General features: G+C 43.1%; 8 protein-coding genes. 3 read left to right on the top strand and 5 right to left on the bottom strand.

Annotated elements, in window-relative coordinates:
• Positions 1 to 129: 129 nt before the first annotated feature.
• A complete protein-coding gene (locus LI288_RS09010) occupies positions 130 to 459 on the bottom strand; it encodes a hypothetical protein (RefSeq protein ID WP_227090163.1) in 330 nt (109 codons plus the stop codon).
• Between the two features lie 373 nt (positions 460 to 832).
• Between LI288_RS09010 and LI288_RS09005 the strand changes: the two genes are divergently transcribed.
• Both LI288_RS09005 and LI288_RS14520 read left to right on the top strand, forming a co-directional pair.
• Entirely contained in the window at positions 833 to 1,978 is a 1,146-nt protein-coding gene (locus LI288_RS09005) for a glycerate kinase family protein (protein ID WP_227090162.1), read from the top strand.
• A gap of 27 nt (positions 1,979 to 2,005) precedes the next feature.
• On the top strand, positions 2,006 to 2,395 hold the full coding sequence (locus LI288_RS14520; RefSeq protein WP_331464622.1) for a hypothetical protein: 390 nt from the start codon (positions 2,006 to 2,008) through the stop codon (positions 2,393 to 2,395).
• Between the two features lie 10 nt (positions 2,396 to 2,405).
• On the opposite strand, the gene LI288_RS08995 is transcribed toward LI288_RS14520, so the two are convergent.
• The 3 genes from LI288_RS08995 to LI288_RS08985 form a co-directional block, all read right to left on the bottom strand.
• On the bottom strand, positions 2,406 to 3,836 hold the full coding sequence (locus LI288_RS08995; protein ID WP_227090161.1) for a methyl-accepting chemotaxis protein: 1,431 nt from the start codon (positions 3,834 to 3,836) through the stop codon (positions 2,406 to 2,408).
• Between the two features lie 149 nt (positions 3,837 to 3,985).
• Complete coding sequence (locus LI288_RS08990; RefSeq protein WP_227090160.1) at positions 3,986 to 5,365, bottom strand: MFS transporter; 1,380 nt, start codon at positions 5,363 to 5,365, stop codon at positions 3,986 to 3,988.
• A gap of 128 nt (positions 5,366 to 5,493) precedes the next feature.
• Positions 5,494 to 6,708 carry an FAD-dependent thymidylate synthase gene (locus LI288_RS08985; RefSeq protein ID WP_022431395.1) on the bottom strand — a complete coding sequence of 405 codons (1,215 nt, stop codon included), beginning with the start codon at positions 6,706 to 6,708 and terminating at the stop codon, positions 5,494 to 5,496.
• A gap of 280 nt (positions 6,709 to 6,988) precedes the next feature.
• On the opposite strand from LI288_RS08985, the gene LI288_RS08980 reads away from it, so the two are divergent.
• Positions 6,989 to 8,167: an iron-containing alcohol dehydrogenase gene (locus tag LI288_RS08980; protein WP_227090159.1), complete on the top strand. Its 1,179-nt coding sequence runs from the start codon at positions 6,989 to 6,991 to the stop codon at positions 8,165 to 8,167.
• A gap of 108 nt (positions 8,168 to 8,275) precedes the next feature.
• Here LI288_RS08980 and LI288_RS08975 read toward each other — a convergent pair whose 3' ends face one another.
• Positions 8,276 to 12,928, bottom strand: a complete 4,653-nt coding sequence (locus LI288_RS08975; protein WP_227090158.1) for a fibronectin type III domain-containing protein — start codon at positions 12,926 to 12,928, stop codon at positions 8,276 to 8,278.
• Between the last annotated feature and the right edge of the window lie 323 nt (positions 12,929 to 13,251).

The raw sequence follows: 13,251 nt of genomic DNA, 5'->3' as shown, positions 1-13,251 counted from the left end.
GAAGTCAAGAACTTTTTGAGAAATTTTCTTAATTACTTGTCCATCGTTTTTATGATTCCGGGATATCTTCCAGCCGCACAGCACTGTATAAGACGACGGCATCGGTAAATTTACGCGGATTGTAGCCGGTCAGTCATACGATGCCGCTCCTGCCATGACCGTGCTGACACTGCCGACACCGATACACAATACCTTTTCATATGTATCTGCCAGTCTTTTTAAAATATGCCTGTTTTTCTCCAGCCGTTCCTTTTCAATAATTAAAATATACTCATTGGGATAATTGTATCTGTAAAAGCTGCAGTTCATCTGTGCAAATGCCTGTGTAATCGCCGACTGTATCATAAACAGATTATTCGGATTATAGCGCACATTCAGGCGTACAATTACCACCCGGCACAGCGTATCCTCTGATAAGCCGTTTTCTTTAAGCGTATCCGACAAATAGGCTGTATTCATATTTTCCCGTTATATGTAATCGGGATATTGATGTCCCTTTTTGTGCCGAAAAAGCTGTCATCATCTGTTACTTCGATGGTTTCTCCGGCTTTTATATAACCGGTATTGGTCCGTGTGATTTTTCTAATTTTTTACAAATGCAGTGATTCCTAGTCACATTTTAAATGCAGAATTTTTTTATATTCTCTTTAATATTGTTTAACATAACATAAATTTATATTATTTTATACTTCTTTTTGTTCTGTATAACATATCATTTTAAAAAATGCCCTGTTATAATAACATCATCAAAAACACGCATGATACAAAACACTATGAACAGATGATTCCAAACCTAATGATAAATAAGTTGAAAGATTGTGAGGTTGATTTTATGAAAGCAGTAATTGCAATTGATTCTTTTAAAGGAAGCTTATCTTCCTTTGAAGCGGGAAACAGCGCTGCAGAAGGTATCCGGCGCGTCTATCCCGATGCGCAGATTGAAGTCCGTCCGCTCGCAGACGGCGGCGAGGGAACGGTTGAAGCACTGACACTCGGCTGTGCCGGACAGCTTACAACCGTTACCGTCACCGGACCGCTCGGCAAGCCGGTATCCTGCCAGTACGGCATTGTTGACAGCACTAGGACTGCCATTATTGAAATGTCCGGTGCTGCCGGTATTACACTTGTTCCCGACACGGAGCGCAACCCGCTCTATACAACGACCTACGGTGTCGGCGAAGTCATCCGCGATGCGATTACAAAAGGCTGCCGCCACTTTATTGTGGGTATCGGCGGCAGTGCCACCAATGACGGCGGTGCCGGTATGTTACAGGCCCTCGGTTTCGGACTGCTTGACAAAAACGGCAATCCGGTTCCTTTCGGCGCTATGGGTCTTGAAGTCCTTGATAAAATTACCACCGACAATGTCCTGCCGGAATTAAAAGACTGTACGTTCCGTATTGCCTGTGATGTAACCAATACTCTGTGCGGTGAGCAGGGATGCAGTGCTATTTTCGGTCCGCAGAAAGGCGCTACGCCGGCCATGATTCTGCAAATGGATAAATGGCTGGCTTACTATGCCACACTGGCACGGGAAATTTTCCCGCACGCCAATCCGAAAGCGGCAGGAAGCGGTGCCGCAGGCGGTCTCGGTTTTGCGTTTATGACCTTTTTAAACGGCACGCTTGAATCCGGGATTAAGATTGTTCTTGAAGAAACCCGGTTAAGTGATTATATCAAAGATGCAGATATTGTCGTAACCGGAGAAGGCCGGTTAGACGGTCAGACGGTTATGGGAAAAGCCCCGATTGGTGTCGCAAAGATTGCCAAGCAGTTTGACAAACCGGTACTTGCGTTCTCAGGCTGTGTCACAAAAGATGCCACTGCCTGCAACCGCGAGGGCATTGATGCCTTTTTCCCGGTTTTAAGAAATGTTGTTTCTTTAGAAGATGCCATGAATCCTGCCAACGCCCGTCAGAATATGGCGGACACCGCAGAGCAGGTATTCCGCACAATACGGACATTTTCATCATTATAGAGAAAAATTGGAGCTTTGATTGGGCTCGTGATTGCAATTATTTTAATTATTAAGAAAGTCCACCCTGCATATAGTCTTATTCTCGGTGCGTTAATCGGCGGATTCATCGGCGGTGGCGGACTGACCGGCACTGTTAATACGATGATTAGCGACGCACAGGGTATGATGTCTTCCGTTTTACGGATTCTGACATCGGGTATTCTTGCCGGTGCGATGATTCACAGCGGTGCAACCGTCATCGACTCCCTGCCGCACGGCTCATTCTTCCACGCAACCGGCGGTTCTGTCAACATGGCGATTAAAGACCGCATGAAGATAGCTGAAATACCAAAAGCCGCAGAAGCATATGCCCCTGCGGCTTTCATCTATACAGAACTGTTTATTCTGTCTATACTTTTGCGCCAGATAATTTACTAAATCTGTATTTTTATTCATTAAAATGTTCTTCCAGCTTCTTAGAAGACTCCTTTAAACTGTCAATTGAACCGGAAAGCTTCATGACATAATCCGTCTGATTGACAATATTATTGCCGATTTCCGCAACCATTGAGGCATTTTCTTCTGAAGTTGCAGCTACGGTATCCAGTTCTTCCTGAATATCGTCAAACTGTCTTTTGACCTCACCGATAACATCGTATTCTTCTTTGACAACTACTGTTGCGGATTCTGCGGAGTTGTTAACCGTATCGAGCTTACCGATTAAATCTTCAATCTGTACGGAACTGTTCTTTGCCGCATCAGCACCTGCTGAAATCTTGTCTACCACACCATTGACGGTTTCTGTCAGTGTCAGAATAATTTCTTTGATACTGTCTGCCGATTTTCTACTGTCTTCTGAAAGAACACGGATCTGGTCTGCAACCACCGCAAATCCTTTTCCATGTTCACCGGCTCTGGCGGCTTCGATTGAAGCATTTAAGGACAGGAGATTTGTCTGTCCGGCAATTGCATTAATATCATTTAAAATGCCTGTAATCGTATTCATCTGTTCTAACAACCCTGCCGTGGCATCACTTGCCTGACCGACCGTTTCAGACATTTCAAGCATCGATTTCTGAACTGTCTTTGCTTCTTTATTACCGTCATTGACTGCCTGTGTCACTTCTGCAAAGCTCTGCTCCAGCTGCTGTGCATAGTCATAATTTTTATCAATCTGTTCTTTGGCTGTATTGAGTTTCTCACTAACTGTCTGAATCGCACGGCTGGATTCATCCACAACCTGCTCCATCTGTTCTGCGGATGTCTTAACAGACTGTGCATGGGAAGTCACTTCTTCTACCTGTGTGCCACATTCAACAATTTCCCTGTTCAGATTAAAAGCAATCCGGTTGGCAACTGCTGTATTTTCCTGCACCTGGCAGAGTGCCGCTTCTGCCTGCCTTGTCTTTTTCTCCCCAAATTTTGTCCCAAGATATAAAAGCACTGCACTTGCTGCAAATAAACAAATTTTTGAAATTGCACCAACAAATGCCTCATCAATAATCTTAACATTAATAAACAGACAGGCAACACTTGTCGCCGTAAACGAAATCGCATAATACTTGATAATTTTCTTATCAAAATACCGCGCTGCCATACTTAATGTGATAAAATTTGCCAGAAATGCAATTCTATTACCATTCACCAAGCCTGAATAAATTAATACTGCATAAGACGGGCATAAAACAATGACCAATGCTTTGGCAAAATCGCTGATTTTCAAAAAATTCGCAACAGCTACAATGACCAGCGTTGCTACCAACACACCACAGCCCTTAATAGACTTTGCCGACATTCCATAAGACATAATCGTTGTTACTGACAATGCTAAAACACATGCCAGAATCACCAGCAGATTTGCCTTGTGTACTCTTTCCATAACCTTCTCCTACCTTTCGTATTTTAATTTTCAATTTTAATCCGGTCACACTATTTAAGTAATTCTGATTGTACCACATTACCGTGTAAAAGTAAATAATATCAGCAATTGTTCCTGTTTTTATACCAAAACAACGGACTGCCAGTCCCTTACATTCCGCTTCTGTCTCTTCGTTCTTTTAAAATTCGTGCATTCTCTTCCACCTTAGTCTTTCCAAGCGGATATAAAAACCATAAGGACAGTGCAAGTAAAACAAATCCTGCTGCCGGTACAATACACGTAATCGTATAAATGCCGTTTACAACCTTTTCGTCATATGCCGTTGCCGTATTATAGCCAATCACTGACAGCAAAACACCGACAAGCCCTGATGATGCCGCCTGTCCCAACTTTCTTGCAAAGGAGTACACCGCATAAATTGTTCCGTCCGGGCGCTGTCCGGTACGCACCTGTGTATCGTCAATGACATCTGTAATCATCGCCCAGCACACCAGATTAAACATTGCCAGTCCGATATAGGAAATGCCGTAAAAAATAAGCCACACATACACATTTTTTGTATGCACAAAATATACCGCTATCAATGCCGCCGCACCGATAAGCGATCCGGCCGCCGACATTTCCCTTTTCCCGACCCGCTCTGCCAGCCGCACCGTAAAGGCAGACAGCACCAGCGTGACCGCTGTTCCAATCAGTGAAGCCAGCGAAAGTCCTTTGACATCACCGAAATAATTCGGATAAATGTATGCACCCATATTGGATAACGACAACTGGGAAAGCAGTAACAGCAATGCACTTACCACAATTCCGATGAGCGCACGATTCTGAATCAGACTGCCAATCAGTCCCATAAATGAGAATTTCTGCTTTGTTGTTTCTGCTTTTACGCGCTCCGTTACCATAAAATAACACAACAGATAACAGATAACTGAACCTACAGAACACCAGAATGCTGCAATGCTCATACGCGTACCGGAAAGCACGGCATTCCCGTTTTCATCGGTGTAATAAACCACTAACGGCAGTACAACACCAATAACCGTTGCCGCAAGCGTAGCGCCGATTGTCCTCCAGTTCGATAGCGCCGTTCTGTCTTTTGGCTCTGCCGAAATCGCCGATGCCATCGAACCATATGGAATATTAATTGCCGTATAAAACACACTGCCCCAGAGCAGATACGTAAAAAACATCCAGATAATCTTAAATGTCATCGGCATTTCTGCAAACCACGAAGCATACATTAAAAATGAAGATACTGCCACCGGTCCGCACATTCTTAATAGCCACGGTGCAAATTTGCCTTTTTTATTTCCGCGGCTTCTATCCGCAATCTGCCCCATCGTCACATCCGTGAACGCATCAAGCAGCCGCGCTGCCATCATCATCGTACCAACGACTGCCGCCGATACGCCCATCACATCCGTATAAAATTTTAACAAAAACATAGACGATAATATAAATGCAAAGTCATTGCCAAAATCGCCAAACATATACCCAAGCTTATCCGCTATACCAAATTTTCTTTTCATAAAGCTCCTCCATTTTAACATCACAATTTCAGTATGGCGGATTCTTAAAAAAATATACAAAAAAGCTGTCAGAGAAAATGTTTTACATTTCTGTATCTGACAGCTTTCTATTCTATATTTTTGTATTCCTAAATTGTGCGTGTTAAAGCGCCGTTTTTGCCCCATTTGCAGCCTTCCGTACAGGTAAAGTCCGCAAATCCACAGCGGGCGCATGGTTTCCCGCTTTCTGTGATGTCTTTTAAACGTTTCTTATTGGCAGTGGACAGATTATCTGCATTCTCAACAAATTTCTGTGTGAGCTGTTCTGTAATGCGCATAATTTCAAGCTGCGCCCTGCCGCACATTCTCTCTTTGCTTTTTAATACAAAATCTTCAAACAAGCCCTGTTCCGTAACGGATACAAGTGTTCCCTGCGGATATATTTCCTTAATGCTTCGCATATCCGAAAGCCACTGTTCCTCTAACGGTGTTCCCCGAAGAATTTCCGGTACGTAAAAACCATATTCTTCTGCATCGTCCCCGCTGAAATGAATTTTTACGCGCAGAGTTCTGTGGCGCTGTTCCTGTGCTACCTGTGCAAAGGAAGCAAGGAATTTTGCCGTATAGACATCACCAAAATATTCACGGTTGTCGTTATCGTCCTCCCCGTAAGCCTGTACCGGCATAAAGCGGAAGGCTTCATTTTTATTGTCATGGAAATTCTGTTTTCCGCCGACAACTAAAAGTAACTGCTCCTCTAAGGATTCCAGTTCGTCATGCAGTCTTTTATTAAAGCCGCCGGATAATTTCTCCAGATTTTTCTTCATCTGCTCTGTCCAGTCCAGCACATAGAAAATGTTACGGAACGGCAGGGAATAGACCATTGCAGTCGGACAAAAAACAGAAATCATATATCTTGCATTTTCATAGGCAAGCTTGTCCACTTCCTTTTCATCAAATTTTCCCGGATACACCTCACAAATCCGTTCTAATACCAGTGTATGCCACTTTTCATAGAACTCCCGTTCTTTTTCGGTCTGCGGCTGCATTTTGGTGTATCTTGCACTTTTTTCTGATGTATTGGATACACCGATAGAATTTAACAACATGGCAATGATTTTCGGACATTGGATTTCCATTGTCACCATGCAGTGCTGGAATACCGAATGATGTCCGCGTTCCGCCGTGCCTTCTGCTCTCTTTACCGCACGTTCCACCGGCTGGGTACGAATCGTCTGGTACCCTTCCTTTGCATAGCACGTACCGGCAAACTTGCCGCTTAAAATTGTCAGTTCTGTATTCATCTGCTCAGGAATTACATCATTACATTCCGTCGTTGCAGCAATCGTCTGAATTGTTGTCATATTTTTCTCCTTTTCTTGCGCCCTTTTATCGCAATCCAGCGATGAGCAATTCGCACGGGCGATTTCTCATCTGAATTCATTCAGTTCTGCGATAAAAGCATTTTGTGATGCCCGCAGCACAAAATGCCATGTGAAGCGCCTTAAATTTAAGGGTGCTTCACATTGCTCCATTCTTGAAATTTAAAAAATCTTTCTCTATAATAATACTGAAATCATTCTCATCTGTCATGTATTTTTTATAAATACATACTTATTTTAAAATATTTGGAGGCAGTTATCTATGGAAAATTTTACTTATTATACACCGACAAAGGTTGTTTTCGGCAAAGGCACTGAAAATCAGACCGGTGCGCTGGTTAAAGAACAGCACTGCAAAAAGGTTTTAATTCACTACGGAAGCGGCAGTGTTGTCCGCTCCGGTCTGCTCGACCGCATTAAGACATCCCTTGACGAAGCAGCGGTTTCTTACGTAGAACTGGGCGGCGTTGTTCCAAATCCGCGCCTTTCCCTTGTTTATGAAGGTATTGAACTCTGTAAAAAAGAAAATGTAGATTTTATTCTTGCTGTCGGCGGCGGCAGTGTCATTGACTCTGCGAAAGCCATCGGTTACGGTGTCTACAACGGCGGCGATGTCTGGGATTTTTATGATTTTAAACGTCAGGCAGAAGGCTGTCTTCCAATCGGCGCAGTGCTTACCATTGCTGCTGCCGGAAGTGAAATGAGCGGTTCTTCTGTTATCACCAAAGAAGACGGTCAGATTAAACGCGGCTACAGCAGTAATTTCAGCCGTGCCCGCTTTGCCGTTATGAATCCGGAGCTGACCATGACACTCCCGCCATATCAGACGGCAAGTGGCTGTGTTGACATTTTAATGCACACCATGGAACGCTATTTTAACCAGTGTGACAATATGGAACTGACAGACGGTATCAGTGAATCTTTAATGCGCACCGTTATGAAAAATGCAAAGATTTTAAAAGACGAACCTGCTAATTATCATGCGCGTGCAGAAGTCATGTGGGCCGGCAGTCTTTCCCACAACGGACTGACCGGCTGCGGCACGGACGGCGGTGACTGGGCAACCCATAAAATGGAGCATGAAATCGGCGGTCTGTTTGACGTGGCACACGGTGCCGGACTCGCCGCTTTGTGGGGCAGCTGGGCAAGATTTGTACTGGATGCCCGTCCTGCCCGCTTTGCGCAGTTTGCCACACATGTCTTAGGCGTAACCGCCGGTGCAGATGATACAGAAACCGCTTTGAAGGGCATAGAAGCCATGGAAGACTTTTATCACTCCATCAATATGCCGGTTTCTTTATCCGAACTCGGCGTTACCCCGACACCGGAGCAGATTCGCACTATGGCTGAAAAATGTGACATTTCCACCCACCACAATGCCGGAAAAGTAAAACACCTGTCTGTTGAAGACATGGTTGCTATTTATACAACCGCTTTATAATGCTGTCGGGGCAAAGCCCACAGCTATAAGTTTTAACATCATACAGCAAAAGGCAGGAACACAAGCTATGCGGTGTCCCTGCCTTTTAATTATACAATTTTCTGCTCTTTATTTTTCAAGTTTCTTTTTCTTCATAACAAGGCATCCTGCAAAACCTGCTGCAGCTGCCATCAGAATTACATAGAACCACATTGCAAAAGAATCTCCTGTCTTTACGCCTGTATCTGTATTATCTGATACTGCTCCGCCATTCTGACTGTTATTCTGATTATTGCTGTTCTGGTCTGCGTTATTCTGTCCACCATTATTCTGGTTATCACCGCTCTGGTTTCCGTTATTCTGTCCACCGTTGTTCTGATTGCCACCATTCTGGTTTCCGTTATTCTGTCCACCGTTGTTCTGATTGCCACCGTTCTGGTTTCCGTTATTCTGTCCACCATTATTCTGGTTGTCATCACCAGTGTTTGAATTGTCATTATCCTTGACTACTGTTTCATCCACAATTACATAATTGCTAAAATGAGCCACTGTAAATGTCATTTTACCATCTGCATAAACTGCATTTACATCTTCCATGCTTCCATCCTCTGCAACATAGAATACTTTTGTTTTTGCAGAGTCATAACCATTTGGAACTGAAATCGTAACTGTAACTGTTCCATCCGGCTGAATGACATTTCCTTCTGTATCCAGCAGTCTGATATCCAGCAGTGAGAACTTCTTATTGTCAAAAGATTTCTTTACTGCATCATATGCATTTCCTTCTCCCAATGCTGTTACTTTCAGCTGGCTTCCTGATGGAATTACACCTGCATCTGCCTTTACTGCAACCGCTATATTTGCACCGGAAGCATCTGTTACAGCAGAATCCGACTCATATCTGGCACTCAGTGTTGTGCTGATGCCCTCTACGGTCCAGTTAAAGCCTGCCATCTTATCATATGTCCCCATAGTCTGTGCGGCTTTCCACCATGTATCGCCTGCCTGAATTGTAAATGTATGGTCTTTTGTTAAATCAAGGCCTGTTACTGTATAAGTTGTTTCAGCCGTTGTATAATCGCCGTTTACCGGATTGAAGTCCTTACCTTCCGGTACAACCGGTGTTCCGTCAACATATACACGGTATCCGCCGACTGCGGTGTCATCTGTTGCTGCTGTCCATGTAAGAACAACATCGTTATCCTTTACTTCTGCCGTTACTTTTGCATTTTCTGCAAATACCGGTGCTTTGTAATCATAGCTGCCAAGTGTTGTAATCTGTGCCTGTGGGTACTTGTATTCAACCCCTGCATCTGTAAATGCAACGATTTCAACTGTATTTTCTGTACCCGGTGTCAGTCTGCCAATCTGCTTTGATACGGTTTCTGCCGTTGCAAATTTCGGAATCTGATAGTTATAAACTGTATTGACAAGCTTTCCGTTTGCGTAAATCTTATAACCTCTGATTCTTGCATCACTTGAACTGATTGCTGTCCATGTTCCCTGTGCATGTGTATAAACTGCACTTGCAAGTTCTGATGTCACATTTTCCGGTGCTTCAATATCTGCTGTATCTTTTTCACCGTCTACAGTAACAGTTACTTCGCCGAGTAATGTTTTATTCTGTCCTGTAACACTCATGCTGTTTGCATTGTCACCTTTTTCACTTACATATACTTTAAATGTATAAGTTACACCGGATGATAATCTGTCCATAATGGTTTCTGTTCCTGTAATACCATCTGTAATATCAACCTTTTCACCATTTACATAAGTATCTACACCGTAGAATACTTCTTCTGCTCCATTCTCAACCGCATTCCATGAAAGCTTTACCTGACGTCCGTCAGAAGCCTTGGCGGTCTGTGCCTGTACTGCTGTCTGCGCTGCTGTACCGGCTGTCTTTGTAGCAAATGTAATCTTTAAAATATTTGCTGTTGCGCCGTTTGCATAAATGTAATAGGTCTTTCCAGCCTGTACCTGTGCAGTTAATGTTTCATATTTTGCTGCTGTATCCTTTGCATTGGTATTCTGATAGTCTACAACAACTTTACCATCTGAATCCACTACATAAAATCTCTTGGTTGCAAGCGTCTTCTGGTCAATGCTTAATACGCCGTCTTCTGCAGCTTCATATGTAAGGAAGCATCCTGATACAGGAATTGTTCCCTTAGACTGTGTTTTACCGTCTGAATCCATTGCCTTCGTCTTACCGGCTGCAACATATTCTGTTCCGACCGGCCATACAGCACCTTCACCTGTTGTATCGGCTTCTGCTACTGTTGCAGTCTTCCAGCCGCCGTTTGCATCATTGGCATCTGCATGTGCTGTCAGTCCGTTGGCAGTTGTTGTAGCTGCTGCAATTGCCGCTGCATCCCATGCTGCCTTTACCGTTGTTTCTTCACCTGTAGAACCTGAATCCGGTTCTGTAACAGCCGGAACAACTTCTGCCTTTACGGTTGAATCCTTTACAGTAATACCTGACATCATGTTCTGCATCTTATCGGTGCAGTTGTTGACTGAATCCCATGTTGTACCCTGGAATACAATGTCTTTGCAGTACTGCATATTATTCCATGTCTTATCCGTCTTTTTATCTACTGCCTTCTTTGCATAAGATACGGTCTTAAAGTTATAGAATACTGAATTTTCACAGCCGATTAATGATTCCCAGCCGTTCTTATTCTTAAAGCCGCCGTTTGTTCCGACATTACCAAAGGTAATATCCTGGAAGTATAAGTGGCTGTGTGTATGCCATGGTTTCTGTGGATTGCTGACCGGATCAACATCTGCAAGTACCTGTACGGTATTATACTGTACGCCGTATACGGACACATTGTACGATGCAAAGTTGTAGAATTTTCCGATTTCTGCAAATTCTGTTGTAGATGCACTGTTTGGGTCACTGTAGCTTGTTGTGAGTACCCATGCCTGCTGTGTATCTGCAACTGCGCAGTCACGCATTGTAATGTTGGCAATAAAACCACCGTTCGTCGGTGCAGATTTGAAACGGAATGCCATATCAATGTGGTTCATGACGGTATCTTCAAATAATACGTCCTGAATACCGTTTCCTGTGTGTGAACCTGCTGCCAGACCGCCGTGACCTTCACGAAGGAAGTTATTAAACATCCAGATTTCTGAATTGGTCTGAATATCGCTGTCTCTTGCGCCTTCACCAACAGATGCACCGAAACCTAAGTTATCATCACCTGTATCTGTGAAGTTGTTCCAGCAGATTACATTCTGTGAACAGCCAAATCCAAGTCCGTCACCGTTGTTGCCGTCATAAGAGAATACCTTGACATTTTCTGTTGAAATATTTCTGGAATCCAGAATATTAACAGAGTGGTTTGCCGGATTTTCAACGGTAATGTCACCTACATAAACGTTGCTGACATTTCTCATAATTAACAGGCTGGAACGTGTCGCATAAGCATTGGTAATATCTGCCTTTTCAATACCTGCATTATTTCCCGTTTCTACGTCGATAAATTTATCCTTTCCGTTTTTATCAACCTTACCGTTATCTGCCAGATCTTTTTCAATATAGCCTGACAGCGAATTAATCAGTTCATCGGAATACTTTCTTGAACCGTCTTCGTTTGTGAGGTTGGCAAGATATTTCTTTGCAGAATCGGCAGCCTGGATACCATAGTAATAAACCTTTGTATTACTGCCGCCCATGTATCTTGGCAGACCATAGTTTTCTGTATCTGACGGATCACCTGCCTGCGTATTTACACCGGTATTGGAGGTGTAACCGTCTTCATACATTTTATCGCCTGCACCATACTTCCAGCCGTTGCCGTAAAGTGTACCGTTACCGGTAATACGGATATTCTCAAGCGGAGCATTTTCATCGGCACTTGTGGCATTCAGTAAGCCCCAGCCTCTTGTATCGGTGTAGAACGGATACATTAAGAAACCGATTTCAAAATGGTCACTGTTTGGTGATGCCCAGAGTGTACCGTCTAATTCTACTGTAATGTCACTCTTTAACCAAAGTGCACCGGATACGAAGACCTTTCCGTCCTCAGCCTGCGGAATCACAACCTTTCCGCCCGGTGTACAGGCATCAATTGCTGCCTGGATTGCTTTTGTATTCTTTTCTACGAGTGCATTGACTTCATCATTATAAGAAGTGTAACCTTCTGTTGCCACTGCACCATAATCTAAAATGTTAAACTCCTCCGGCTTAACTGTCGTTTTCTGACTGATTTCCTTTGCCGTTCCGAGTTCTTTTCCGTCCTTATCAACTGCAACAACCTTAAAGGTATACTCTGTGTCAGGTGTAAGACCTGTTGCACGATAAGAATGAATATCCACATTTACCATATCTACGTCACTATTGGTTTCATAGTATTCATAGAAGGATTTCATATATGTATCTGCCCATTTGGCATTTTCTTCATAATTCTTTCTTGCTGTTCCATCAAGTGTGCCGTTGACGTAAACGTTATAATCTGCTACATTATCATATTTTTCCGGCTTATCCCATACAAGTGCGATGCTTGTATCGTCATATGCCAGTGTTGGAACCTGTAAATTACTGATGTCACTGCTTCCCGTTGTCTTGTCAAATAAAGGGTTCTCCAATTCCTTTGTACCAAAACTATCATCAGAAATCACATTAAAGACTTCACTGTTGACATATTTGTTATGTCCGTCGGTTGTCGGCAGTCCCGCTGCATTTACTGACAGCCCCTGAAAACTGATAGAACCGACTGTCATCGCAGCCGTAAGTCCGACAGCCATCATTTTCTTCAAGCTTCTTCTCATAGCACTCCTTTCTTATCTGCGCCCAGCCACAGATAATCCCAATACATTCTATATTCCACTTAAAAAAATGCTTATGCAAAATCTACATTACAATATTTTCAGGAGTTTTTTGAAATACTTTTGCATAAACATTTTATCTAAGTTCTTTATTAAAGTAACACTTTATTGGCATTTAGTCAATGATACTTTGGTGTTGTCTTTCATTTTTGTGTATTTTCAATATGTTTATGTTTATTTTGTCAATTTTTTGACATTTTTTTGTGCATTTCGTATGCCAAAAACGGACAAACAAAAAAAGGCAGACAGATTCTTTTCAAATCTGC

The sequence above is a fragment of the Lachnospira pectinoschiza genome, from assembly GCF_020564355.1.
GTDB classification, from domain to species: Bacteria; Bacillota; Clostridia; order Lachnospirales; family Lachnospiraceae; genus Lachnospira; species Lachnospira intestinalis.
The sequence above is the reverse complement of the archived record's forward strand: the minus strand, read 5'-3'. Positions and strand labels throughout refer to the sequence as shown.

Coding starts and splice junctions, on each gene's coding strand:
- LI288_RS08990 (WP_227090160.1), bottom strand. CDS start 5,365: ATGAAAAGAAAATTTGGTATAGCGGATAAGCTTGGGTATATGTTTGGC.
- LI288_RS09005 (WP_227090162.1), top strand. CDS start 833: ATGAAAGCAGTAATTGCAATTGATTCTTTTAAAGGAAGCTTATCTTCC.
- LI288_RS08975 (WP_227090158.1), bottom strand. CDS start 12,928: ATGAGAAGAAGCTTGAAGAAAATGATGGCTGTCGGACTTACGGCTGCG.
- LI288_RS08980 (WP_227090159.1), top strand. CDS start 6,989: ATGGAAAATTTTACTTATTATACACCGACAAAGGTTGTTTTCGGCAAA.
- LI288_RS09010 (WP_227090163.1), bottom strand. CDS start 459: ATGAATACAGCCTATTTGTCGGATACGCTTAAAGAAAACGGCTTATCA.
- LI288_RS08985 (WP_022431395.1), bottom strand. CDS start 6,708: ATGACAACAATTCAGACGATTGCTGCAACGACGGAATGTAATGATGTA.
- LI288_RS08995 (WP_227090161.1), bottom strand. CDS start 3,836: ATGGAAAGAGTACACAAGGCAAATCTGCTGGTGATTCTGGCATGTGTT.